The sequence below is a fragment of the Chitinophaga horti genome (assembly GCF_022867795.2).
In the GTDB taxonomy this organism is placed as follows: domain Bacteria; phylum Bacteroidota; class Bacteroidia; order Chitinophagales; family Chitinophagaceae; genus Chitinophaga; species Chitinophaga horti.
In genome coordinates this window covers 1,779,163-1,804,403 of record NZ_CP107006.1, presented here as the reverse complement: position 1 = coordinate 1,804,403, position 25,241 = coordinate 1,779,163, and the positions used below count along the sequence as shown (strand labels likewise).

Below are 25,241 nucleotides of genomic sequence, written 5' to 3'. Positions count from 1 at the left end.
TTACTTCGATTTGCCAGCTTTTTTGCAATCGCTTGCAAGTTCACGGATAATGGTCGGTATTGGTGAGACCAATCCCCTGTTCGAGCGCTTCTTCCGCCTTATCCTGGCCAAAGTAACATTAGAACGGTACGAACGTTTAGAAAGGAAGGCGGATGGCACACGGCGCATCATGAACATGGAGATGTGATCATGGCAGGCGGCTAAAAGTGATAAATCAGAATAAACATACTATTTTACAACATCAGCGGGGTTTAGCTTGACAAGCCCCCTGGCGCTTACAGAACTTCCATCTATGAAATTACAACTGCTGTTACTTTGTACCCTGCTTTCTACTTATACGTTTGCGCAGCAACCCGTAAAGAAAGTATTTCTCATCGGCCCCGGTAAAGGCGAATTAAATACGGATGCTCTTTATACCAAGGAACGCGGCTATGGCTGGGACGACACCACTGGTTTGCGTTTAGTGCAATACAAAGACATCGATCACCAGCGTACCCGCGATTATATTACGGCCCCTCACCCGTTTTCTTTTTCGGTAGATGTGCCGGAAGGTGAATATGATGTGGTACTGTATACGGGTGACCGTTACGGACGTTCAGCCACAACAGTTCGCGCGGAATGCCGCCGGCTGATGCTCTATAACATACGTACGCGGAAGAATGAGATAAGGGCCAGCAAATTCACCGTACATGTACGCGACAGCCTGATCCGCCAGAAAGGCGTGGTAACGGGAAAGGTAAAACTGAAAGATCGCGAGCACGAATACCTGCATTGGGACAATCGCCTCACTTTAGAGTTTTCCGACAGCCTGCCAAAAATATGCGAGATTCATATCATGCCTGCGGAGGCGGAACATGTGGCCTTCCTGGCAGGCAACTCCACCGTGGTTGACCAGTCCCGCGAGCCCTGGTGTTCCTGGGGACAGATACTGCCGGCATTTTACGATGCCCGCGATGTGGCCATCGCCAACTATGCGGAAAGCGGCGAAACCCTTCACAGCTTTCGGGCAGCAGGCAGGCTGGATAAGATCTTTAGCCAGATGCGTGGCGGGGACTACCTGTTTATCGAATTTGGGCATAACGACCAGAAGCGTAAAGGCGAAAACGTAGGCGCGTTTACGTCATTTAAAAAAGAGCTGGAGTATTATGTGAGGGAAACGCGTAAACACGAAGGCGTACCTGTGTTGATCACACCCGTAAACCGGCGATCCTTCGACAGCACCGGCAAGATCACCAACTCCCTCGGCGACTTCCCTGCCGCGGTGAGGCAGGTGGCTAAAGAAATGAAGGTAGCCCTCATCGACCTCAATGCCATGACCAAGGAGATGTATGAAGCGTGGGGACCGGAAAAATCGCTGAAAGCTTTTGTACACTATCCTGCAGGCACTTACCCTGGGCAAAAAGAAGCATTGAAGGATAATACCCACTTTTCCGCCTTTGGTGCCTGGCAAATCGCGAAATGCGTGGCGAATGCGCTGGCAGATAAACATTTCCCTTTTAACAGGCGTGGTGGCGTATTCCGGAAATTCGATCATGCTAAGCCGGACGATCCTGCTACGTTTTACTGGCCGGCCAGTGGATTTAGCGGTACGGTGAAGCCAGATGGTAATTAGGCCATCTGCTTTTTATCTCCCCACTTTAACCAGCGGGCGTAGTTACGCCGAACATACACATCGCTGAACAAGACCTTCAGCAGTTCCGGGTCTTCACCCAGCTTGTCGACCTCTACGAGCAGGCGGAAACTGACGTTGCCCGGTATAACAGGCGTTAACAGCCAGGAAGCCCTTAGTCCAGATGCGCTAAGCGGCCCGCTGGGCGTTTGCAATTGAATTACATCGAACGAAGCACTTTCCAGGCTAAGTGAGCGGATGCCCGTCACGTGCGATTCCAGCAATTGTTCCACACTGTCGGTATTCATCGGGTAAATAACGGTGGATACCTGGTACTTCCAGCCTTGTACCATACGAACGTCGTACCTGCATTCGATGAACAGGTCCATCAAAGGGCGGCTGACTACTTTGGGGCCTGCCGCGGCGGGCGGTTTTCCGGGCGCATTGCGGAATATCTTCAACGTGAAATACACGATGGCGATGATGGCCGCAATGTAAATAAGGTTACTGGCTAATTGAACAATTATATCAAAGGGCATCACAATGGTTTATGCTTTAAATTAAGCATTTTTGATGAAAACCGGCGGACCTGCTTGCTTAACACTCCTTCGTCATCACGAATGAAATGAAGCAAACTTCCGCTCCAGTTTGCGAGACAGTAGCGCCAGGTAGCTATGAATGACTGGTGCGAAGATTACGCACGAAGATGGCCGCGTTTCGCTCGCCATGACGGGCAGCGTGCATGTAAATGCCCGCACCATCAGGCGCGGGCTTCACACTGGTATTTGATCTAAAACAATTCTGACTTTACATACAGGCGTACACCTGCTCCATCAACACTGCATCCTCGATGGCTGCTTTCATCCGTTTCCATTCACCCCAGGTAAACGTAAAGCGGATAGATTTGCAGGGAGAATGCATGACTGCGCGTTCGATGCCATCGGGAAAGATGGTGGCACACTCTTCAAACTCTATTTCGTTGACCATTTCCCGGAATACCTGGAAGCTATCGTGGGTAAACGTGAGCAGCAGGTTATTATACCAAAAATAAATCGACTTACAATGAACGCAGTAGCTTACCAATGCATCATTTCCATGATTGAGGACCCTTGTTTCACACATAATGAATAATGGTTAATACAATGAAATTAAGGGCATTGGTGCTGCCCGCTATCTCGAAACGGGAAATTGATTTACGCAAACGGGAAAAAGGCGCGGCCCCATGTCAGAGACCGCGCCTTCCAGTTATTTCAAAAGCTCGCCCAGCTTGGCTTCCAGCTCCTTTCCCCGGAGGTTACGGGCTAGTATTGTTCCGTCCGGCGCGATGAGCAGGTTAGAAGGAATGGCGCGCACGCCGTACAAGGCAGCCGGTTCGCAATTCCAGAACGCCAGGTCCGACACATGCTGCCAGGTAAGCTGATCGTCCGCAATCGCCTTCAGCCACTTGTCGCGGTCGCCGTTGCGATCAAGCGATACGGCGAAAATATCGAAGCCTTTGTCCTTAAACTGCTGATATGTACGCACGAGGTTCGGATTCTCCGCCCGGCATGGACCGCACCAACTGGCCCAGAAGTCGAGCAGCACGTACTTTTTGCCCAATTGATCTTTAAAATGCACCTGCCGGCCTTCGGTATCTGCGATCACAAAATCAGGCGCCTTTTTACCTACTTCTACGGAGCGCAGCGTGGTCGGCAATTGCTTCAGCACATTCACATACTGCGTTTGCTGCAACGAGGGGTCGAGCAGGGAGATGCCGCGCTCGATTTCTTCGGGCGTAGTGCGATAGGTATAGTAGCGATAGAAGATGTAGGCTGTGGCCAGTGAAGCCGGATTGGCTTTGATCAGTTCATCCAGCTTCACATCGCTGTGCTGCTGCCAGTTGTTATACACATCCTGTGCAGACGAGCCAGTGACTTTCGTATTGCGGAAATACCGTGCGGTATCGAGCGCCACTTCAATATTGCTGTCTTCCAGGAAGAGGAAATAAGGACTCCTGGATGGATTGAGCGTGATGCCGTACAACTCGGGCAATACCGGCTTCGTTTTGAAGGTAAAGCGACCATTCTCGATCACCGCCGAATCGATGGTGGTAAACATTTTATTATTGAACCGCTGCAGGTACACTTTGCCGTCCTTCACGCCATTCACCGTTCCGGAGAGTGAGAAGGCATGTGCGGCAGCAACGGTGAAGAAACATGCTACAAGTGCTATATACTTCATAAAACTCATTTTAATCGTTGATGAAAGGGTTGCTGTTTATTTCATTGAACGGTATGGAGAATAAGTAGTAATTGCTGTTTACGGAGAAGTCGGATTTGTCCGGGAACTTCAGCTGGTGGTGACCTTTTACCGTTTCCTGGCGTGATCCGCCGCCGGCGGTGGCCACGGTGAACTTTTCCGTAGAAACTGTTCTTACGACAGGGCGTTGCAGGCGCAGTAAGTCTGGCAGTTCGAAGCCTTCGCCCCACAGTTCGCGGCGACGTTCGCGGAGAATTTCTTCGATCAGTTGCGGCTGCGTGAAATCGCCGGCTGCCAGTGCTACCAGGCCACGTTTGGCACGCAGGCCGTTCAGTACTGTTACTGCATCATCCAGCTTGTTCAGGCGGGCTTTGCTTTCCGCTTCGATGAGCAGTTGCTCGGACGAACGCATCAAAGGAATATGACCACTCTGATCGGTCTTGTTCACGAACTTCGTGTATTGCAGCCAGCCGAACAGCGCGTTTGTTGTATCGGTGTTGATGCGGAACAGTGCTTTACGGATATCGTTGTCTGCAAAAATCGCTTTGAAGTTAGGATCCGCCATGATGCTGCGGTAGCCGGTAGCGGGCGTTACATCGATATACCCGAAGAAGGATGCGCCGCCGAGGTTTTGGTCCGTTGCCTGCGGGTGGCCCCATATCCATTCTACATTGCTAACATCGCTAAAGCCTTTACTGTACTCAGTTGGTTCCATGATCGGGTACGACTGCCCGGCCAGCTGTGCACGGGCGGCGGCGGAGTCCCAGTTTTCGGTCACCAGGAATGCACGGGCGGCCAAACCATTCACGACATTCAGATCGGGACGGTTTTTCACGGTACGCTTGAAACCTACCAGTAATGGACCAGCTTCGCGCAGATCTGTGAGCACGCGGTCATACACTTCCGCTACGGTAGCGCGCTTTTTAGGCTGTGAGGCAGGTGTAGTTGGTTCTGTGTAGATCGGCACCCCTTTCGCGTTCTGATCTTTGCTATAGGTGAATTGATACTGGCGCACCAGGTTCAGGTATACGAAAGCGCGCAGGGCAAGCGCCTGGCCTTTCAGGTAGCGCTTCTCCGCTTCAGTACCAGTGGCTTTATCTACATTGGCTATAATGCCGTTACAGTTGTCGATCACTTTGTACTGGAACGTCCAGTAGAACAATGCGCGGCGTGTGGTATTATCATATGGATCAGTGAAGCCGTAAGTGGCGAGGTAGCCATATACGCCATCACGGGCAATCGCATCGCTGCCCATTACTTCGTGCGCCAACAGGATGGAGCCGTAGCCCGGGTTATCCTGCGAAGTAGCCGTTTCCATGAGGTAACGCAGCGTGCCGTTCAGCAGGGCGTCGATGTTTTTAGTGGTGGCGTAAATCTCGCTACCAGTCAGGCTGCCGGAAGGTGATGTGCCAAACCATTCCTTTTTACAGGAAGAAAACAACAGCACGGAACCGGCCAGCAGGCTATATAAAGTACGATAAGTCTTTTTCATCATTTCTTCGTTTAAGCATTACGTTAGAATGAAAGGTCCAGTCCAACCGAGAAGGTTTTTTGCGCAGGATAACGGTAAAACGTTACGCCATCCACCGCCTGTTCCGGGTCCAGTCCATCTTGTTTATAAAAGGTGAAGAGGTTCTCTCCTCTCCCATACACGCGCAGTTGTTGCAGGTGCAGGCGCGATACCAGGTTAGCAGGCAAACTGTAGCTTAACCCGATGTTGCGGAGGCGCGCATAACTCGCATCGTACAAAAAGCGGGTGGATGTGCTATTCCAGTTCGTAGCATCAGTAGTAAGGCGTGGTACATCTGTGTTGGTGTTTGTCGGCGTCCAGTGGTTAAGGATTTCCCTGCTCCAGGTACGGCCGGTATTGTTACCGCTGTGGCTCAACATCACCAGGTCATAATCCAATACTTTACCGCCAATATTAAAGGCCAGCAATGCACTCAGTTCGATGCCTTTGTAATTAAGCGTGGTATTGATACCGCCGGCTACATCCGGCAGAGAACTACCTACGAAATATTGATCTGCCTGTGCGTACACGCTTGTCGTTGTGCGGCCTTTTAATACCTGTGAACCGTCGGGCTGGGTTTCATACACGTTTTTATACCAGGTCGGGAGACCAGTAGTTTTGTCTACACCCGCCCATTCGCGAATGAAGAAGTCGTATACAGAACTACCTACTACCAGCTTTTTGGTGGCACCAATCACAGAGGTATTGGCCGGGATGATCTCCTTCTGCGGGAGTTGCGTGATCTTGTTCTTATAGTGCCCCAGATTAACACCAATGTCCCATTTGAAATCTTTGGTCACTACCGGAGTAACCTGCAGTTGAATATCATACCCCACGTTCTTCATCGCACCGATGTTATCGTCGATAGAGCCGTAGCCCAGTGATGGTGCGATCGGCCGCTGGAACAGCAGGTCTTTCGACTGCCGTTCGAAATACTCGGCGGTTAACAGCAGGCGGTTATTTAATAAAGCGACGTCCACACCGACGTTCACGTTAAGGTTTGTTTCCCACTTGAGTCCGGGTGTAGGCATGCGGGAGCTGATAGCGCCGGCCTCTCCTAAACTGTTATAAATGGAATACAAATCCTGGTACTGATAATAGCTGCCAAGGTTATCGTTACCCTGCGCGCCATAGCTGGCGCGAAGTTTCAGCACATCCAGTCCATTAACGCTTTTCAGCCAATCTTCCTGTGTAAGCGTCCAGGAAGCGCCAACCGACCAGAAGTTACCCCAACGGCTATCAGGGTGAAAGCGGGAAGAGCCGTCGCGACGGAAGCTACCGGAGAGGAAGTATTTATCCTGGAAGTTGTAATCGACTTTAGCCAGGTAGCTAGCCAGTTTATATTCGTCGCTCCCGCCGCTGAAACCCGTAATAACAGAGGCTGCAGAAGGTTCATCTTTTCCAATAAAACCGAAGTTGTTCTTGCTGCCCGACAAAGAAGTATAGTTGTACACATACACCTCCTGCCCAGCCAGCACGTTAAAGTGATGATCTTCCTGTAATTTGAAAGTATAGTCCAGGAAGTTATTGATCGTGTAAGCCAGCGTGCGGCCTTCGCTTTTACTGACGGAACCGCGCGTACTTACACCGCCGCCGTATAACGGGTTGGTATAACTGTGGCTAAGCCCGTTCGTATAATCCGCGTTAATGCTCGTTTTAAACTTCAGCCCTTCCAGCAGGTTCAGCTGGATGTTACCGCGGAAGATGAGGTTATCCTGTTTATTATTGTATTTGTTCAGCCTGGAAGAGCCCAGCAGGTTGTTACCTGTTGCAGCTGCACTAGGACGGTAGTTACCGAAATCGTAGATCTTATTTCCGGCTTCATCCAGCTTAAAGGTACCATCCGGGTTGTGTTCGAATATCGGGTAGATGTTGGACACGATACGACCGAAGTTCGCGTAGTTGCCCTGCTGACTGTCATCCTGCGGCGGAGCGTCCTGCACGGCGGATGTAGCGGCGAAGTTCACGCCTGCTTCGAACCACTTGTTCACTTTCGTATTGTAGTTGACACGTGCATTGTAACGCGTAAAACCAGAGCCGATGATAAAACCTTTATCATCGAGGTAGCCGGCCGATACGAAATACTTCGAGTTTTCTGTACCACCGCTTACGTTCAGGTCCACCTGTTTACGGATGCCCGTACGCTCGGTCGATTCGCTCCAGTCATCGTTCCACAAAGGCTTAGCGCCGGATACCAGTTTACCATCGAGACCTACCGGTTTGGTAAAGTTCGGACCAAACGGGTTGATCTTTAAAGTATTCACCACGTTATCCGTTGCATACTGCGCGGCAGCTTCCGCCGTACGTCCGTTATCGAGCTGCTTGTTGCGCAAGGCTTCCCATTGCAGTTCGAAATATTCACCGATGCTTGCTTTGGCATAGTCATCCACTGCGCGGCTGGACCAACCCGTGCTGGCATTCACTGTCACCGTCGGCTTAGCATTGAAGCGACCCTGTTTAGTAGCGATGATCACCACGCCGTTCGCACCACGCGAGCCGTACAACGCACTCGCAGCCGCATCCTTCAATACACTGATCGATTGAATATCGGCTGGATTGATAACATTGATATTACCCGAGAACGGCACCCCGTCCACCACATACAGCGGATCACTGGACGCGTTAATGGAGCCGATACCACGGATACGGATCGTGGCGTTACTGCCCGGTTGTCCGGCCGAAGCAACCGACTGTACGCCTGCTACGTTGCCTTGCAGCGCGCGGCTGATGCTCGACACTTGCTGGCGTTCGATATCCTTGGCGCTCACCGTGGAGGCCGAGCCGGTGTAAGATAATTTATTGGCCGTGCCATATGCAACCACGAGTACCTCGTTGAGCGTTTTATTGGCGGCGTTGAGCGTGATATTTAGCAGCGTGTCTGTCACTTTCGCTTCCTGCGTTTGCTGGCCAGTGTAGCTGAACACCAGTACCTGGTCGCCGGCCTGCAGCGGCAGGCTGTAGCGACCATTGGCATCCGTAGCCACGCCACGGTTGGTGCCTTTTACCTGTACCGATACACCGGGAAGCGCAGTATGGTCTGTTGCCCGTACCGTTCCGCTGACGCGTTTTTCCTGCGCAAGCGCGGCGGTGGCGGGAAGCAGGAAGGTAAATAGATAAGTGAGTGTTTTCATTGCAGTCATTTTTTGGCAATAGATTTCCGGGCAGCCCTTGGCCACCTTTTTTAAGTGTTTGATAGATACTGTTACTGGTCTTTCTTTGAGGCTGTTTTAACGGTCGTTTTTATTATAAAATCTGGTTGAGATAACTTGTCAGTTTATTCACCGCAGCCGATACGATGCCGATCTGTTCCTGCGCTTCTTTCCAGTTGCGCTGTTCGATCGCCTCGCGGATGCCCGGCAGCGTTTTTACGCCATAGCCGGTGTAAAAGCCGGGTGCGTAAATTGTATGTTTATACCAGTCGCGGCGCGGCAGGCCCTGTTGCGTCAGCAGCTGTTGTTCCGCCTGATATAATGCTTTGTTCAATACCGGTGAGCCGCCCTGCTTAGCCACCGTATCTGCAATTCGCGCGGCTGCTTTATCTAAACCGTTCAGCGCATTTTGCAGGGGAGAAAAATCCAGGTAAGGCACTTCGTCTTTGGCCACGGGCAACGCTACTTTTTCTTTCGGATCTGCTGCCAGCCTGTAAACATTGCTGCCCACCAACTGGTTTTCTACCTGTGTATTTTCACGCTCCGTTTCCAGTACAGCCTGCAGTTCGCCAACATATCCATTGATCGTTTTATGCAGTTTACGAAAATCGAATGGCAGCAAATCTGCATCCGCCAGGCGAATAGCCGAACGGCCTGCCACCTGCGAAAGTGTTACGCCATAAGCAAACCCGGGATCTTTAAAACGCACGAACATATCGTACGAATCGTAAATCGAATGATACTCGCCGGCTTCATCTTCCCCACCGAACGCAAGGTTCAGTACCGGGATGCCTGCATGTTGCAGGAACGTAGAGTAATCAGAGCCCGAACCAAGTGCGCCGAGTTTCACACTTTCACGCGCGAGCAGTTCTTTCTTCGTTTTGACAGATGCTGCATTCGCTACCAGTTGGGCTTTGCTGCGTTCCCACACACTTACCTTTGTTTGCGGGTCCTGCACATGTTTCGCAATATCGCCTACTAAACCTTCCAGTGCATGCGAACCGCCTGCCTCCAGGAAACCGCGGCCATTGCCATCTGTATTGATATACGCCACTGTTTTCTGTTGTAATTCTGCCTGGTGATCTTCTACCCACTCGGTGGAGCCGAGCAGACCTGGTTCTTCGCCATCCCAGGCACAATACACGAGCGTGCGTTTGAATTGGTGACCACTTTTCGCGAGTTCACCAATCGCTTTGGCTTCTTCCAGCAGCGATGCCAGGCCGCTTATCGGGTCCGCGGCGCCGTTTACCCAGGCATCGTGGTGGTTGCCACGAATCACCCATTGGTCGGGGTATTGCGAGCCTTTGAGCGTAGCAATCACATTGTAAGCCGGTTTGATGTCCCAGTTGAAAGCTACTTTCAGATGGACTTTCGTTTTACCCGGGCCCACATGATACGTAAACGGGAAAGCACCGCGCCAGTCCGGTGGCGGTACAGCACCTTCCAACGCGGCCAGCAGTGGCTTAGCATCATGGGCGCTGATCGGCAATACCGGTATCTTTAAAAGATTGGGCGCATTCAGCCTGTCTAATCGTTGTGCATTTTCGGTAGATGCGGTGCCTGGCGTTAACGGATCGCCGGGATACTTTACGATGTCCATTACAGAACCGCGCTGCACACCAAATTCGTTCTTATAGGGGCCTTTCGGGTATACCTCACCCTGGTAATAACCATCCTCTTTCGGATCAGCATAAATGATACAACCGATGGCACCGTGCTCCTGCGCTATCTTTGGTTTAATACCGCGCCAGGAGCGGCCGTAGCGGGCGATTACGATCTTTCCTTTTACATCGACACCCAGTTTTTCGAGCTGCTCGTAATCCGCAGGCAATCCGAAGTTTACATACACCAACTCTGCTTCCACATCACCATCAGCACTCCAGGCATTATAAGTGGGCAGCTGCCCGTCCTGACCGGATGTACCGTCTTCTTTCAGTACCGGCTCACGCAGCACCGCTTTGTATTTTACAGGCCCCGTTAACTCCAGCACCCTTTCCTTTGGCGTGGGAAAGAGTACATGATAGGTTTCGATCTTAGCATCCCATCCATAACTTTTAAACTGCGCCAGTATTTGTTCGGCTACCAGTTTACCCTGTGCAGAGCCTATTGCGTGCGGCTTTGCGGATAAAAGGCGAATGTTTTCGCCGATATGTTTTGCGTCGATTAATCCGTCAAACTTCTTTTCCAGTTCCAACTGTGCCGTCGGCGTTTGCGCCATGGCCGGTACGGTGAATAATAAAGCGAGGGTCCGTAAATATTTTCTCATAATGCCTTTAAATTGTGCTAATAAACTTTCATTGTTCACGTGTTGGCATACTTCGTCCAGTACCAGCGCTAAGGTTGGCGTACACTATCCAAAGCTGGGGGATAGCCATCGTTCACGATGCAAATGTATAGACACAAATCTAAATAACCAAGTTATCCTACCTAGTTTGTAGACTTTAATACATAAATGGGCTTAACTGGATAACTTTTGAGCATAAGAAGGCCGGTGCAATAGTTGCACCGGCCGCTTGCTATGATGATGTTTTATTTCGTACTGACAGTATGCGTTTCTTCGCCTGCTTTTATGTAAGAAAACGAAGTGCCGTCGCCATCTACAAACTTGTTTTTATATTTCTCAAACAGTTCGGCAGACTGTTGTTTATCATCCACCGTGAACTGTTTGGCACTGAGTACAAATTTGAATTTATCTTCTTTCGACTTTATGATACCGTCTGCCACCATATCGGCCAGTATCTGCTGGATGTCCTCACTTTGCACTACCGGCCCGCCTGCCACGGTCACCATGTCTTTTCCTGTGCCTACACCGCTTTGCGTGCGCACGGTGACACCTGGTGTTTGTATCAGCTTATTCACCGTGCTGCTGGCAGTCAGCGTTTTGTTGGTGGTACCTCCACGACTAACAATGGTATTATCCATCACACTCTCGTCATGATCTGTTCTTTTTACGCTGCGGGTTGAAATTAACGCCATCGGTGGTGGCTGGTACTTCCTGGAAATCGACTGGTAGTTCTGACTGGCAGTGACGCTGGCCGGAACATTACTACGGCTGTAATGATATGAATTGCCCGAAACATAGACCATTTTACTTGTATCGGAAGGATCCAGCAATTTTACGGGACCATTCGGCCCGGTAATCACCATCTCATACGCACCGGCCGGTGGTGTTGGAGGTGCAGGTGGAGCAGGCGGCGGACCCGGAGTGCCAGGACTAGCCGGCGCTGGTGGTAGCGGGGGCGCAACGGGGCCAACAGGTGCCGGTGGTAATGGCGGTGCCGGTACCGCAGCGGCGTTTTGTTCGATGTCGCGGAATACGCTGTTGATTACATCGTAGTGCGTTGGTAAGTCAGCTTTCGCAACTTCCCTCCCATCAATACTTAAACCTGTCGCCTTGTTATTTTTCACGTGGATGCGGTAGGCGCGTCCATTATATGTATGCCCGATCGTACCGGTGAGATGATAGCCTTCGCGTTTTATTTCAGGTACCGTGTCTTTCGCGGGATAGTCACCGGTGTAGTCTTCATACGTGGCCTCATAAGGCGTTGTGTATGCTTCTGTGTCCGGTTCTTCCGGCTTGTATTCCGTGACGTCCGGCGTCGGGGTCGGCGTTGGTTTGTAAGCCGGTGCAGGCGCCTCTTTTTTCACCGGATCCTGCGGCGTGGCCTTGATTTTTTCGGTGTTAGCGATTAACAGACCTATGGTGCCGGTGAGGCTTAAACATATTAGTAAGAATGATTTTTCTGCCATGTTCAACGTTTTATTGTTGTTGTAAACAATGCGCTTTACACGGTCCAGCAGCTGGTTCTTTTTACCGGGGAAGGTCATGGCGAAGCCCTGGCGTGCATCCAGGTTTAACTCCATGAAGGATACCATGGCCCTTACGTATCCTGTTTTGCTTTGCGTGACAGTGATGGCCATGTCATCGCAGCAATGCTCCCTCTCCTCGCGAACCCGCGCGGATATCCATAATAAAGCGGGATTAAAGAAGAAAATAGTTTCTGCAAAATGTTGAAAGAGGTTTACCAGGAAATCGCGGCGGCGGATGTGCGCCAGCTCGTGCAGCAACACTGCTTCCAGCTGCTCGGCCGGCATGCCGGCAAGCAAACCTGCAGGCATCAGTATCACCGGTTTTAAAATGCCCACTACCGCCGGTACTTTGATCATACCGGATTCCAGCAGCCGGACTTTCACCGATAACCCGATGCGTTGCGAAAGCTCCGCCACTTTGTGTACCCACTCCTCGTCCGGAGTAAACGTTTTATAACGACGTACCCGTTGCAGGTAAATCAGGGAGGATAGCAACCACAATAGCTTTGCGACAAACACGATAAACCAGCCGGTTACCAGCAAAGGCGCGTGTTCATTGAAGTAACCCTTAAACCGCTCCATGAAAGAAGGTGCTACGGCAGTCTGCTGCGCCATTGGTGCAACATCAGCAGTGAGCATCGTCCAGTCGGTAACAACAGCTTTCGTTTCTACAACAGGCAACGGTGACGGCCGTTCCAGTACGTAAAAGAAGGTGATTGCCGAACAAGCAAGGAACAGGAACAACAAAGCTGTAAACAGGTTGTAACGCACGACCGGTCTGGCATTGCGGGTGAACAGGATCAGTATTCCGGCTACCACAGCGAGGGCAAAGCCCTGCCAGAGCGAATGGATCAGCGTCCATCCGATGGCGCGTATCACTTCATGATTAAACAGCGCTTGCATACGGGTTATCTTTTAAATACTACAATTATTGTTGATCGTTTTCCAGCTTATCCAGCAACGATTTGAGTTCCTGCAGCTCGTCCCGCGAGGTTTTGCCATTGCCCAGCAATTGCTGCAACAAGGTAGTCGCGGATCCATTAAAGGTCGATTCAAGGAATTTATCCAGCAACAGCCCTTTGGTAGGCTGCTCGTCCAGCAACGCACGGTATACGTGTTTCATACTGCTCTCATCCCTCGCCAGCATGCCCTTCTCGGTCATGATCTGCATCGTTTTGAGGGTAGACGTATAAATCACGTTCCGTTCCGCATTCAGCATGTCATTTACCGTCCGCACCGTGGAAGGGCCATGTTTCCACAATACTTTCAGTATTTCCAGCTCGCCGCGGCTCGGCTCCGACTGTTGATTTACAGGACGTTCCTCTTTCATAACTTAAAGGTACGAATCAATTCGTACGAAACAAGTATTAGCTCAATTATTTTTAGAAATAGTTCTGTGGGAATTGCAAACCAGTGCGTTACATAAAAAAAGTCACCGGACCAGGTATTTCTCCCGATCCGGTGCTATTATAAATTGACGCATTAAAAGATTATACGCTCAAACCCGCAGCCACCTTCTTATCCAGGTGCTGCCAGTTAAAATACTGGCGGGCGTTATGGAAGCAGATGTCCTGCACCACTTTACCTACCCAGTTCACATCATCTGGCAATTCGCCATTTTCGATTTCGCTGCCGAGCAAATCACACAACAGGCGGCGGAAGTACTCGTGGCGCGGGAACGACAGGAAGCTGCGCGAATCGGTGAGCATGCCCACGAAACGGCTTAGCAGCGACATGTTAGACAAAGCGTCTAATTGCTTACGCATCCCGTCTTTCTGGTCCAGGAACCACCAGGCCGAGCCGAATTGCACCTTACCAGCCACAGAACCGTCGTTAAAATTACCGATCATCGTGGCCAGCAATTCATTGTCCGCAGGGTTCAGGTTATAGAGGATCGTTTTTGCGAGTTTATCCTGGCTGTCGAGGCGATCGAGGAACTTAGCCAGTGCACGGGCCTGCGAGAAGTCACCGATGGAGTCCCAGCCAGTATCCGGACCGAGTATACGCATCATACGCGAGTTGTTATTCCTGAGCGCGCCCAGGTGGTATTGTTGCACCCAACCTTTTTCCCAGTCCCACTCTGCCAGTTGCAGCAGCAATGCAGACTTAAACTTACGCAGCGCAAGTGGCTCCAGCTGTTTGCCTGCGCGCACCGTGCGGAATATCTCATTGATCTCCACAGCAGTAAACTCCTCCGCATGAATTTCCTCAATACCATGATCGGATACACTACAGCCTTGCGCTGCGAAGAAGTCGTGGCGTGATTTCAGCGCCTGCAGCAAATCGTCGTAAGAAGCGATAGAGATGTTCGCCGCCTGTTCCAGCCTGCCCAGGTATTTGTTATAGGCTACCGGGTCGTCGGCGTTCATCGATGCATCGGGACGAAAAGCCGGCAGTATCGGCGTATCGTATCCTTCCTGCTTCATGCTGATGTGATGCTCCAGGTTATCCGCCGGATCGTCGGTAGTGCAAACCAACGCTACGTTCATGCGGCTTAGCAAACTGCGTACGGAGTGGCTTGGCTGCTGCAGCATTTCGCTGGCGGTGTTATATATCCTGCGTGCGGATGTCGGGTTCAGCACTTCATTGATATCGAAGTAGCGTTGTAACTCCAGGTGCGTCCAGTGATACAGCGGGTTACGTAAGGTGTAGGGAACAGTGGCCGCCCATTTTTCAAACTTCTCGTAATCGTTTTTATCACCGGTGCAATAGCTTTCATGTATACCATTGGTACGCATCGCGCGCCATTTGTAGTGATCGCCGTACAGCCAGGCCTGCGTCAGGTTTTCGAAGCTGGCGTCGGCGGCGATTTGTGCAGGTGGTAAATGACAGTGATAATCGATGATCGGCATCTCTTTCGCAAACTCGTGATACAGTCGTTGCGCAGTGGTTGTATTCAGCAAAAAATGCTCGTCCAGGAATTTTTTCTTGGTCATGTTCATTAGCTTATTCCAATTATTTATTTGACAAGCGCTGCTTCTGCGCCCGCTTTTTTAACGATGGAGGCCACTCCGCTGGTCATCATGGCGCCTAACATGGTAGACACGGCCTGCGGAAAGCCTTTTAAGGTACAGAGATCGGTGCCCCACAATCCGGTATTACTTAATACGGTACGTACGAGTACAGAGGGTTCAAGTCTTTTCCAGGCGTCGTAAAACCAGGCGGCATGATCATCGGTGATCGTGTAAGCCACACCGTTAGCGCTACCTTCGTAGCGACCATCCTGCGTGCGTTCGCTGCGCATGAACAACAGGTAGGCCGCAAACCCCATTGCCAGCAAAGCCGGTGCTTCCTGGCTGCGCTGGTAATGACGTAACAGGATCGGCACATCCCGCATTTTCATTTTAGAGGTGTATTGCATCGTAATGCTGATCCAGCGGTGCGCGATATGCGGATTACGGTAGCGGTCCAGCACAGCGCCTGCAAAACGCCAGGCACTATCCTCCCGAATGTAGATGTCAGTAATCGCAGGCACGATTTCCTGCATCATCATTGCTTCTATGCAAGCGCTCATGTCCGCATCTTCCATTGCTTCTTTCACCGTATCGAAGCCGGCCAGCACGGCCAGCCCGCAGCTCATGGTGTGCGAACCGTTCAGCAAACGCAGTTTCAGTTCCCGATACACGTTGATATCCGGAACGATCACCACGCCATTGTCGGCCGCCGCAAACGACAATACTCTTTTTACTTTTTCTGAAGATGATTCAATGGCCCACAACCGGTACACTTCCGACATGATCATCAGTTGATCTGTATAACCCAGCTCCTGCTCAATCGCCGCCTGTACATCCACCGCCTGTTTGCCCGGCACGATGCGGTCGACCAGCGAATTACAGAAATGATTATGGTCGCTTACCCATTGAATAAAGGCTTCGTCCAGACGATTGTTGCGCGCCAGCTGAAGCACTACCGACTTCAGTTTATGACCATTGTCCGGCAGCAGTTCTGTGGGCACGATCACCATACCCTTATCCGCCGCACCTTTGAAATGAGTATATCTCGCCAGCAAGAAAGCCAGCAGTTTTCCCGGGAAAGATACCGGCGGTGCGGCATGTACGTCATCTTCCACCAGGCTGATGCCTACTTCGGTGGTATTGGAAATTATCAGTTCCATTTGAGGATTCGCAGCACAATCGAGGATAGACTGCCACTCCGTAGTGGCCGCCAACACCCTGCTGATCGACGCATTCACGATATTTTCAGAAACGGCCTGACCGTTCTCAATGCCCCGTATACACACTGTGTATAGTCCGTCCTGCTGCTCAAATGCAGTGGTATCACCCTGAGAAGTAGATTTTACCACTACTACCCTTCCGTTGAAGACGCCCTGCTTGTTGGCCTTATCAATAAAATAGTCGGGCAGGCCTCTGAGCAATACACCGGTGCCGAACTGCAACACTTTTTCGGGCAGCTCCAGCAGTGCGGACGATATGGTTTCGGGCAAATTTGTTCTTGACAGTTGCTTCATGTTCTTAATTACTTTTCGCTTCTTTGATCAACCAGTTCACCAGGTCGGAGGCTGCCTGGTAATTTTCATATATGGCAGGCAGTTTACGCCCGTCGAGGTATTCGTTGTAAAACCAGGGGTCGCCCACAGCAAACACGGCTCCTTTGCCCACCTTTGCGCTGGCAATGATCACCGCACCGTTTTCCTGCAATACAGGCGTGGCGGGTGGTTGCACCTGGATCGTAGACAGTTCCTTGATATAAAGTTTACGGGCACTTGTAAATACCTTGTTACCGGCATCAACCGTTAAAGCCCCCTGTTCATACTGGTTGCCCTGTACGCGATGAATGCTGTTCTCGTTAAATTTAATTCCAAAGCGCTCCGTCATCTTATTAAACCCTTTGATCTCCGCGTTGCCGCTATCATTTTGCATCACCACCAGTACGCCGCCGCCTTTCACCCAGTTGTATACCGCGTCCGCTGCGGGAGCAGTTACGCCGTTCGGAGACGCCGTTTCCTTTTCGGTATCGGGGTCTGTAATGATATAGATATTTGCTTTCGATAAGCCACTGGCAGTGGGCGCTACCGACAAGGTATCGGTCTTCACGCCTTGTTTATGGAACAGGTGCCCCCAAAGCGAATAACCGCCGTTCGACATTTCATTCCATACATAATGCGTCCGCGCGCCGTTCTTCCATTCGTTATTATAATACTGATCCAGCACCACGGTAAGTCCCCGGCCGTTGTTCTGCGACTTTGCGATCGATAACTCCCCTGCGGCCAGCAGGTAAGCGCCAACGCCTTTGGGATCATTTGTAATCACTTTTTCGCTCAGGTAATATTCATAGCTGCCGTCGCGATACGGATCACCGCCCAAACCGGCCACGCTTACGGTGCCTTTCAGGTTCAAGCCGCCTTTCGCAGTCGGCTCCAGGAATTGTTGCTGAATACCTTTATAACCTTTCTCGGCGGTTGCCAGGAACTTCTGTGGCAGGTAGCCCAGACGCACGCCTTTCGTGATCGCATACACGAACATGCAGGTGGCGGACGATTCCAGGTAGTTGCCTTTGGAAGTAGCGCGGTCGAGCACCTGGTACCAGGCGCCGGACTTAGGGTCCTGGTATTTGGCTACCACAGTGGCAAAGCGGTTGAGGATGGCGATGAGGCTATCGCGGCCGGGATGTTTGGCCGGAAAGTATTCCAGCGCATCTACCAGTCCCATGCCATACCAGCCCATCGCGCGGCCCCAGAAGTGCGGGGAACGGCCAGTAGTTTTATCAGCCCAGCGCTGCTCGCGCGATTCGTCGTAACCGTGATACAATAAGCCCGTTTTGCTGTCGAGGGAATGTTTTTCCATCAACACGAACTGGCGGGTAATATCATCGAAAGCGGCAGGTTCGTTAAACAAGGCGGCGTATTCTGCATAAAACGGTTCACCCATGTAAAGCCCGTCGAGCCACATCTGCCAGGGATAACGCTGCTTGTGCCAAAAGCCGCCTTCCTTTGTACGCGGATGATTGCGCAATTGGTTACGGAACTTCTCGATCGCCTTGCGATACTTTTCCTGCCCGGTTACTTTATACAACGTCAACAGGATGCGTGCATTTTTGATATGATCGATGTTGTATTCGCTTTCCTTGTAAAACCGCACATTGCCGTCCTTGTCCACGAAGTGGTCCATGCTCTTCTGGATGTAGCGGAAGTAGTCCCCGTTGCCAGTATTCTTCCACAGCAGGGTAATACCCTCCAGCACCACACCCTGGTCGTACGACCATTTTACCGGGTGGCCCGGATTCATCACCAGCGAGTCTTTCCAGATATCCTCCGTTACGGTGAAAGCCATTCGTTTCACATCCTCAGCCGGTGTAGTCGGTGGCTTTAAAGCGCCGCCGCCGGTGGATTGTGCACAGGCAGCCGTATACATGCCGCCTGCTAACAATGTTGCTATTAATGCCCATTTACCTTTCATACGAACGATTGCTATTTAGTGGTCAATGCCCCGGCGGTTGCACCATCTGCAAATACCGGTTTATCCTTTGCTTTTTTGATATCGGTACCACTCACCACAACGCCAGATTTTTCTCCTTTGATGTTGATGAAATTTTTCGCTTCATCAAACTTGATGTTCGACAACTGGATCTCACGGCTGTTACGCACATTGATCAGCGGATCGGAATCTGTTACTTCAAAGGTCGCGTTGGTAATGCGGATGTTAGACGCTTCCAGCAGCTCCGCACCTTTCTTCGCTTTGATCACGATGTTATCCATGGTGATATTGCTGATCGGCATTTCCGGTAATCCGCGGATGAAGATGCCTTTTTGCGCGCCATGACATACTACGTTGCTGATCTGGAAGTCACGGAACTGTGGCGTGGCCTCGGTTACAGGGATGGTCTCCACTTTCACGTCAGCTGCCTTTTCACCAGCCAATGGAACAGGATCTTTCGCCATGTAATACATATCGAACAAGATGGCCTCACCCGGGATGTTGGTCATATTGATATCCTTAATAAAGATCTTTTCAACTACGCCACCGCGACCACGGGTCGTTTTAAAACGAAGCCCGATATCCGTGCCCATAAAAGTGCAGTTCGATACGAATAAATTACGCGCGCCGCCGCTCATCTCACTACCGATCACAAAACCGCCGTGCGCATGATATACGAGGTTGTTTTTGATGATAAAGTTTTCCGTTGGCACGCCTCTTTTACGTCCCTGCTCGTCGCGACCCGATTTAATGCAGATGGCATCGTCACCTACGTCAAATACGCAGTTCTCAACGCGGCCGAAGCGGCACGACTCCAGGTCAACGCCATCGCCGTTTTGCGCGTACCATGGATTTTTAACGTACACATCCCGCAGGGTAATATGCTCGCACAATAACGGATGCAAACACCAGGCTGGGCTGTTCTGGAACGTTACGCCCTGCAACAGTACCTTTTTGCAGCGGGTCAGCACCACCATGTTAGGTCGCAGGAAGTCTTTGATTTCCTCGTAATCTTTTGCCGTTTTATCTGGTGATATTACACCTGCGTTTTTCACGCCGGTACCTTTCTTCGATTTTTCGGAGGGATACCAGGTGCGGTTATCATCGCTCACCAGTCCGCCGGAGGCTACCAGTTTTTCCATTGCGACTCCGTCAGTTTATCCTTTTTTACCTGGCGCCAGGCGTCGCCGGCACCGTCGATGATACCGTGACCGGTGATCGCGATATTTGTCGCATCCACCGCCGATATTGGTGGCTGACAGCGCATGGCCGCCAGCCCCTCATAATTCGTCGCTATCAAAGGATACTGGTCAAAGTCTTCGGTAAATTGCAGCAGCGCACTCTTTTCCAGGTGCAGTTCCACGTTGCTTTTCAGCACCACCGGACCAGTCAGCCACAGGCCGGCCGGCACCAATACTACGCCGCCACCGTTCTTCGAACAGGCGTCGATCGCCTTGTTGATCGCAGGTGAATTGAGCGTAAGCCCATCAGCTTTCGCGCCATAGCGGCGGATGTTAAACGTGTCTTTCCGGAAGGTTGGTTCCTGCACTACGGGCAGGTTGTTCCAGGAATACTGTGCCGTCGCCGGTTCGGCGTAAAGGGCAGCTGCAAGTGCAATCGATAAAATAGGAATGTGTAGCCTCACTTGTAAATCTTTTAGTTATATCCTGTGTGTTGTTTAAACTCATTCTTGTTGGTCACCGCATCTACCTGGTCTTTCGGAATAGGCCGCACCAGGTGGAACTCTGCAAAGTTCGCAGCCGCATCCGGATTGGCCAGCTGCAACCTTTCAGACAGTTTACCGGTACGTTTAAGGTCGAACCAGCGCAGTTGTTCGCCCATCAGTTCGCGAGCTCTTTCATCGAGAATGAAGTCCAGCGTTACCTGTGCGGGCAGAATTTCCATTGCGGCTTCCTGGCCGGGAACGGCGGCGCGTTTGCGGATCACATTAATGTATTCCGCTGCTATGGTCGTGTTGTTCAGTTTCAGCTGCGCTTCTGCTGCGATCAGGTACATTTCTGCGAGGCGCATCACGATGCCATCGCGCGGGCTCTGTTCCTCATTGGCCGCGGCACGGGTCGGGTCGTCGAATTTTTGCAGGGACGGATAGTGCAGCCTGTCCAGGCCACCACCATTCGCTTTATACATCTTGCTCAGATCATATACGCGGTATTTCCTGGTCGCTTCAATCTCAGCAGGGATTTCATACTTCGTACAAAACACCGCCGTGTCGCCGATCTTCATACCAGCGGGCGCGGTGCCAAGGGTATTACACAACCAGGCCTGTTTGAAGGTCGCATTGTACCGGCTGTCTTTCGTTTCATCGAACAAACGCAGCGCGTACAAGGTAGGCATATAGCGGTTAAACGGCCGCCCGTTCGCCACGTCCCTCGTCATACCGGGCAAGTCGTCGTACTTCATGATGAACATCAGATGCCCGTTATGCGCGCCCCTCGGGTGACCAGTAGGGTACAACACCGCATCCGTACGGTCATTGAACGCGAGGTTCTTGAAATAGTTCACCGCCCATATCACTTCCTTGTTCTGTATGTTGGTCATACTCCAGAGGTCTGCATACTTAGGCTGCAACTGAAAGCCATAATCTTTGATCACCTTACTGGCCAGGTCAAACGCCTGCTGGTTGCGACCGCGTGTAAGGTTCATCCGCGCCAGGAAGGCTTCGGCTACAGGCTTCGTCGCGCGACCATACTCGGTGGTCGTAGGCGGCAGGTTCGCTGCGGCAAATTCCAGGTCGGCAAAGATGTGCGCGTAAAAGGTATCTACCGGGGTACGATTTGCTGTAGTAACGGCGGTAGTGGTTTCATTCGTACTAAAGTGTACATCCCCCCAGGTTTCCACTACATGCCAGTAGTAAAACGCCCGCAGGAAGCGCAGTTCGGCCAGCCGCCTGGTCTTGATCGCATCTGCCAGTCCAACCTGGTCAATGCGATTAATGCCTGTATTAATCAGGTTGATGGCGGCGTACAGTTGCTTCCAGAGGGAAGTTACCGCGGTATTGTACGATTGCAAATTATAGTAGCTGGTGATATCTGTATACTTATCACCCGTACCGCTCGTCCACAAGTCGGTGCCCATCTCTGAAATATTATAGGCATCTTCTTTACCATACCACCAGCGGTTGTAGCTGTAGGCGGCGTTGACGAGGGTTTCAAAACCTTCCGGACTGCTAAACACGCCTTCGGCGGTCAGTCCACCCGGGTTCTTTTCTTCCAGCAGTTTGGAACAGCCGGCTGACAGGGATGTTGCCAGCAGCAGTACGAGTATATATGGAGCAAATTTTTGGTTCATAACGCAGGATTTAAAAGGTTACGTTTAAGCCGGCCACATACATCCGGGTAAGCGGGAAGCTCAGTTGCCCGCCACGTTCCGGATCGTAGTCTTTCACTTTACTGAAGGTCGCCAGGTTTTTACCTGTTACATACACGCGCAGGGCGCTCATCCTGATTCTTCTCGCCGCCTCCGATGGCAGTGAGTAACCCAGGGATACGTTGCGGATCTTGATGAAAGAACCATCACGGTAACCGAGGGTGGAGATAAATGGCGTACCAGACATAGAAACGCTCGAGTTAGGCCTTGGATAGGCGTTCGTCGGGTTTTCAGGCGTCCAGTAATCTACTTTGCCGCTGTTTTCCAATCCCTGCGGATCATATTTGGCGGCATATTCTGAATTGATCCACTGACCAATGCGGGCAAATACATAGATGTTCAGATCGAAGCTTTTCCAGCGAATGTCGTTGTTAATACCACCTGACCACCTCGGCACCTGTGCGCCCAGCACTACCCGGTCTTCCGAATTGATCACACTGTCCTGCACCACGTCCCGCACACGGATGTCGCCGACTTTGGCTTTGTAGCGGGTAGCCGCATCCACATCTTTCGATTGCCAGATGCCTACCTTGTCATAATCAAAGTACACATTTACAGGATAGCCGATAAACAGGCCGCTGGCAATGTCGTTAGTACTGCCATCCGCCAGTGACACGATCCGCTCTTTATTCCGGGTGAAGGAGATGTTCGTCGTCCAGCTGAAATCTGCTGTTTTAAAGTTAACGGTATTCAGGCCGATTTCCACCCCGTTGTTCCTTGTTTTACCGATGTTCTGCAAGGTTTTTTCTACCCCGGTAGAGGTAGGCAGCCTGCGCATCAGCAACAGGTCGGAGGTATGCGAATCGTAGTAATCGATGTTGGCGGAAATACGGTTATCAAACAACCCGAAATCCAGGCCAATGTCGGTGGTACCCGTCAGCTCCCAGGCCAGCTGCCTGTTCCCCAACTGGTCGCTGATGGAATAGGCCATCGCTGCCGTATTATCATCATAAGAGAATGGCGCGCGGAACAACACGCTCTGTGTGCCATAAGGCGCCACGGCATCGTTACCCGCAATACCATAACTCACGCGTAGTTTCAGATCGCTGATGAAGGTTTGCTTCTTCATGAACGCCTCGTCACTGATACGCCATGCGCCTGCCACCGACGGGAAAAACGCCCACTGGTTGCCCTGCGCAAGCTTCGACGATCCGTCGGACCTGCCCGTGAGGGTGAGCAGGTATTTGCCCTGGTATGCATAATTCAATCTGCCGGTGAAAGACACCAGGTTCCATTGCTGGTAGGTGGTCCGAATGGCGATACCGCTCACATTATTCTGCAACGCATGGAACAACTGGCTGGGGAGCAACTGTCCTTCTCCCTGCGCGTTGCTGCTTTCGGCCTGCGAGCCCAGCAAACTGCTGATGGCTGTAATACCGAAGCTGTGATTCTTTAATTCTTTCTTATAGCTGATGATGTTTTCCCAGTTCAGGAAGCGCGTTTGGCTGGTATTGTACTGCGCACGTGACGTGGAGGTCGTGGCACGATCGATCGTCAAACGCGCTGCGTACACACCGGTGCGGCTGTTATCTAATGAAATACCCAGATTGGTGCGGAAAGAGAGGTCTTTAATGGGTTGCAGCTCTGCGTACACGTTTACGAGTGTACGGGTCATGCGGCTGTTGTTCTGGTAGGCGCCCGGCTGCTCATCGGCCAGCGGATTAATGTGCGGACCGGCATTCGGGAACGCGACGAAGTTGCCCGAGCTATCATACGGCCTGCCCAGCGGAATGATTTTGTTTCCCTGGTTCAACGGGTCGCGACGGGCGTTCTGGTCGTAATACGTGACCTGTCCCTGCATACCCACTTTCAGCAGCTCGCCCACCTGTTGGTCCACGTTCATGCGGGCCGTGTAGCGTTGCAGGTTATCTAACTTAAATAAGCCTTTCTCTTTGAAGTAATCGAGCGACAAATAGATCTTCGTTTTCTCCGATCCTGCCGCCACACCCAGCTGGTAATCCTGCTGCTGGCCTTTCTGGATCAGCTCGTCTGCGTAGCTGGTCCAAAGGTCGTTGCGGATCGCCGCCAGTTCCATCGCGTTAAAGATCGCAGGATCGTCGGCCGGACTATTCCAACGGTTGTTCGTGCGGTTCGCTTCGCGTTTGAGTGCTACGTATTCCGGGCCGGTATTCATTTTCGGATAACCGGCTACTTCTGAGATACCGCCGTATGCGTTGAACGATACCTGCGCTTTACCGGTGGAACCGCGTTTGGTCGTAACGATGATCACCCCGTTCGCACCGCGAGAACCATAAATAGCGGTAGAGGAAGCATCTTTCAATACTTCCATCGACTGAATATCGTTAGGGTTAATGTCTTCGATGTTGCCGTACTGGATACCGTCGACAATGTACAGTGGTGAGTTACCTGCGGTGATAGAACGGTTACCGCGCACCGTTACATTGATCTTGGCCCCGGAAGCCCCGCTGGACTTGGTGATGTCGACCCCGGGCACTTTACCCTGTACAGATTCCATCACATTGGTGGAAGGAATTTTCCGCAGTTCCTCTCCTTTAACGGAAACGACAGCCCCTGTCAGGTCGCGTTTGCGTACCTGTCCGTAGCCGATTACGACTACTTCATCCAGTTTTTTGTCGTCCTTTTCCATTTTTACTACAACGTTGGCGTTTCCTTCATGCGGTTGCGTTATCGTGAGATAACCCATGTAAGTAAACTGCAAATCGGCTTTTCCCGCGGGAACAGTGAGCGAGAAATTTCCGTTTTCATCTGTTTTAGCACCTGTGGTGCTGCCTTTTAATTGTACACTAACAAAGGGTAAACCGGCGCCTGTTCCTGCATCCGTTACTTTGCCCCTGATGGTGCGTGTTTGTGCCTGCGCCCAATGGACGGTGGCAAGCAAGAGTAAAAAAAACAGGTAAATCTTTTTCATAACGACTACGTGAATGAGTTGATAAAATGACTACCAAAGCTTGCATTGCTAAAGGGTTAAAACTGCGCTAGTGGCCTTGCAATATGTATTTTCGATAAGTGGAATTACTAAGACAAGTCTACGGCTATATTCCTTAAAAGCAGCGCATTCCAGGGGGTTTATTTACGCAATCGTTCCCGGCAACGATGGCAGTATACTAGCGGATACGGGGAAA

General features: G+C 51.4%; 16 protein-coding genes. 1 reads left to right on the top strand and 15 read right to left on the bottom strand.

Going from position 1 to position 25,241, the window contains the following annotated elements; all coding sequences use genetic code 11:
* The first annotated feature begins 292 nt into the window (after window positions 1–292).
* Window positions 293–1,612 (top strand): rhamnogalacturonan acetylesterase, encoded by a 1,320-nt coding sequence (locus MKQ68_RS07275; RefSeq protein ID WP_264282712.1) that lies wholly within the window; start codon window positions 293–295, stop codon window positions 1,610–1,612.
* On the opposite strand, the gene MKQ68_RS07270 is transcribed toward MKQ68_RS07275, so the two are convergent.
* The 15 genes from MKQ68_RS07270 to MKQ68_RS07200 form a co-directional block, all read right to left on the bottom strand.
* Window positions 1,609–2,148 carry a hypothetical protein gene (locus tag MKQ68_RS07270; RefSeq protein ID WP_264282711.1) on the bottom strand — a complete coding sequence of 180 codons (540 nt, stop codon included), beginning with the start codon at window positions 2,146–2,148 and terminating at the stop codon, window positions 1,609–1,611. The two genes, MKQ68_RS07275 and MKQ68_RS07270, sit on opposite strands and share 4 nt — an antisense overlap.
* A 268-nt stretch (window positions 2,149–2,416) precedes the next feature.
* On the bottom strand, window positions 2,417–2,731 hold the full coding sequence (locus MKQ68_RS07265; protein ID WP_244838493.1) for a DUF6686 family protein: 315 nt from the start codon (window positions 2,729–2,731) through the stop codon (window positions 2,417–2,419).
* A gap of 123 nt (window positions 2,732–2,854) precedes the next feature.
* A complete protein-coding gene (locus tag MKQ68_RS07260; protein ID WP_264282710.1) occupies window positions 2,855–3,829 on the bottom strand; it encodes a TlpA disulfide reductase family protein in 975 nt (324 codons plus the stop codon).
* Window positions 3,830–3,839: 10 nt separating this feature from the next.
* Window positions 3,840–5,339 (bottom strand): RagB/SusD family nutrient uptake outer membrane protein, encoded by a 1,500-nt coding sequence (locus tag MKQ68_RS07255; RefSeq protein WP_264282709.1) that lies wholly within the window; start codon window positions 5,337–5,339, stop codon window positions 3,840–3,842.
* A 23-nt stretch (window positions 5,340–5,362) separates the two neighbouring features.
* Entirely contained in the window at window positions 5,363–8,488 is a 3,126-nt protein-coding gene (locus MKQ68_RS07250) for a SusC/RagA family TonB-linked outer membrane protein (protein ID WP_264282708.1), read from the bottom strand.
* 112 nt (window positions 8,489–8,600) lie between these two features.
* Window positions 8,601–10,772 carry a transferrin receptor-like dimerization domain-containing protein gene (locus MKQ68_RS07245; RefSeq protein ID WP_264282707.1) on the bottom strand — a complete coding sequence of 724 codons (2,172 nt, stop codon included), beginning with the start codon at window positions 10,770–10,772 and terminating at the stop codon, window positions 8,601–8,603.
* A 263-nt stretch (window positions 10,773–11,035) separates the two neighbouring features.
* A complete protein-coding gene (locus MKQ68_RS07240; RefSeq protein WP_264282706.1) occupies window positions 11,036–13,219 on the bottom strand; it encodes a M56 family metallopeptidase in 2,184 nt (727 codons plus the stop codon).
* 25 nt (window positions 13,220–13,244) lie between these two features.
* A complete protein-coding gene (locus MKQ68_RS07235) occupies window positions 13,245–13,646 on the bottom strand; it encodes a BlaI/MecI/CopY family transcriptional regulator (RefSeq protein ID WP_244838533.1) in 402 nt (133 codons plus the stop codon).
* A gap of 160 nt (window positions 13,647–13,806) precedes the next feature.
* Window positions 13,807–15,252 (bottom strand): glucuronate isomerase, encoded by a 1,446-nt coding sequence (gene uxaC, locus MKQ68_RS07230; protein ID WP_264282705.1) that lies wholly within the window; start codon window positions 15,250–15,252, stop codon window positions 13,807–13,809.
* A 23-nt stretch (window positions 15,253–15,275) separates the two neighbouring features.
* On the bottom strand, window positions 15,276–16,784 hold the full coding sequence (locus MKQ68_RS07225) for a tagaturonate reductase (RefSeq protein ID WP_264282704.1): 1,509 nt from the start codon (window positions 16,782–16,784) through the stop codon (window positions 15,276–15,278).
* Window positions 16,785–16,788: 4 nt separating this feature from the next.
* On the bottom strand, window positions 16,789–18,732 hold the full coding sequence (locus tag MKQ68_RS07220) for a glycoside hydrolase family 88 protein (RefSeq protein ID WP_264282703.1): 1,944 nt from the start codon (window positions 18,730–18,732) through the stop codon (window positions 16,789–16,791).
* An 11-nt stretch (window positions 18,733–18,743) separates the two neighbouring features.
* On the bottom strand, window positions 18,744–19,892 hold the full coding sequence (locus tag MKQ68_RS07215; protein ID WP_264282702.1) for a glycoside hydrolase family 28 protein: 1,149 nt from the start codon (window positions 19,890–19,892) through the stop codon (window positions 18,744–18,746).
* A complete protein-coding gene (locus MKQ68_RS07210) occupies window positions 19,877–20,395 on the bottom strand; it encodes a glycoside hydrolase family 28 protein (protein ID WP_264282701.1) in 519 nt (172 codons plus the stop codon). The genes MKQ68_RS07215 and MKQ68_RS07210 overlap by 16 nt, the downstream gene beginning before the upstream one ends.
* 11 nt (window positions 20,396–20,406) lie before the next feature.
* Window positions 20,407–22,059, bottom strand: coding sequence for a RagB/SusD family nutrient uptake outer membrane protein (locus MKQ68_RS07205; protein ID WP_264282700.1), 1,653 nt, complete (start codon window positions 22,057–22,059; stop codon window positions 20,407–20,409).
* A gap of 10 nt (window positions 22,060–22,069) precedes the next feature.
* On the bottom strand, window positions 22,070–25,027 hold the full coding sequence (locus tag MKQ68_RS07200; RefSeq protein ID WP_264282699.1) for a SusC/RagA family TonB-linked outer membrane protein: 2,958 nt from the start codon (window positions 25,025–25,027) through the stop codon (window positions 22,070–22,072).
* Window positions 25,028–25,241: the final 214 nt, after the last annotated feature.

What these genes read in the sequence shown, in the direction of transcription:
- MKQ68_RS07275 (WP_264282712.1), top strand. Translation starts at nt 293, where the DNA reads ATGAAATTACAACTGCTGTTACTTTGTACCCTGCTTTCTACTTATACG.
- MKQ68_RS07235 (WP_244838533.1), bottom strand. Translation starts at nt 13,646, where the DNA reads ATGAAAGAGGAACGTCCTGTAAATCAACAGTCGGAGCCGAGCCGCGGC.
- MKQ68_RS07240 (WP_264282706.1), bottom strand. Translation starts at nt 13,219, where the DNA reads ATGCAAGCGCTGTTTAATCATGAAGTGATACGCGCCATCGGATGGACG.
- MKQ68_RS07260 (WP_264282710.1), bottom strand. Translation starts at nt 3,829, where the DNA reads ATGAAGTATATAGCACTTGTAGCATGTTTCTTCACCGTTGCTGCCGCA.
- MKQ68_RS07225 (WP_264282704.1), bottom strand. Translation starts at nt 16,784, where the DNA reads ATGAAGCAACTGTCAAGAACAAATTTGCCCGAAACCATATCGTCCGCA.
- MKQ68_RS07245 (WP_264282707.1), bottom strand. Translation starts at nt 10,772, where the DNA reads ATGAGAAAATATTTACGGACCCTCGCTTTATTATTCACCGTACCGGCC.
- MKQ68_RS07250 (WP_264282708.1), bottom strand. Translation starts at nt 8,488, where the DNA reads ATGAAAACACTCACTTATCTATTTACCTTCCTGCTTCCCGCCACCGCC.
- MKQ68_RS07205 (WP_264282700.1), bottom strand. Translation starts at nt 22,059, where the DNA reads ATGAACCAAAAATTTGCTCCATATATACTCGTACTGCTGCTGGCAACA.
- MKQ68_RS07265 (WP_244838493.1), bottom strand. Translation starts at nt 2,731, where the DNA reads ATGTGTGAAACAAGGGTCCTCAATCATGGAAATGATGCATTGGTAAGC.
- MKQ68_RS07270 (WP_264282711.1), bottom strand. Translation starts at nt 2,148, where the DNA reads ATGCCCTTTGATATAATTGTTCAATTAGCCAGTAACCTTATTTACATT.
- MKQ68_RS07255 (WP_264282709.1), bottom strand. Translation starts at nt 5,339, where the DNA reads ATGAAAAAGACTTATCGTACTTTATATAGCCTGCTGGCCGGTTCCGTG.
- MKQ68_RS07200 (WP_264282699.1), bottom strand. Translation starts at nt 25,027, where the DNA reads ATGAAAAAGATTTACCTGTTTTTTTTACTCTTGCTTGCCACCGTCCAT.
- MKQ68_RS07215 (WP_264282702.1), bottom strand. Translation starts at nt 19,892, where the DNA reads ATGGAAAAACTGGTAGCCTCCGGCGGACTGGTGAGCGATGATAACCGC.
- uxaC (WP_264282705.1), bottom strand. Translation starts at nt 15,252, where the DNA reads ATGACCAAGAAAAAATTCCTGGACGAGCATTTTTTGCTGAATACAACC.
- MKQ68_RS07220 (WP_264282703.1), bottom strand. Translation starts at nt 18,732, where the DNA reads ATGAAAGGTAAATGGGCATTAATAGCAACATTGTTAGCAGGCGGCATG.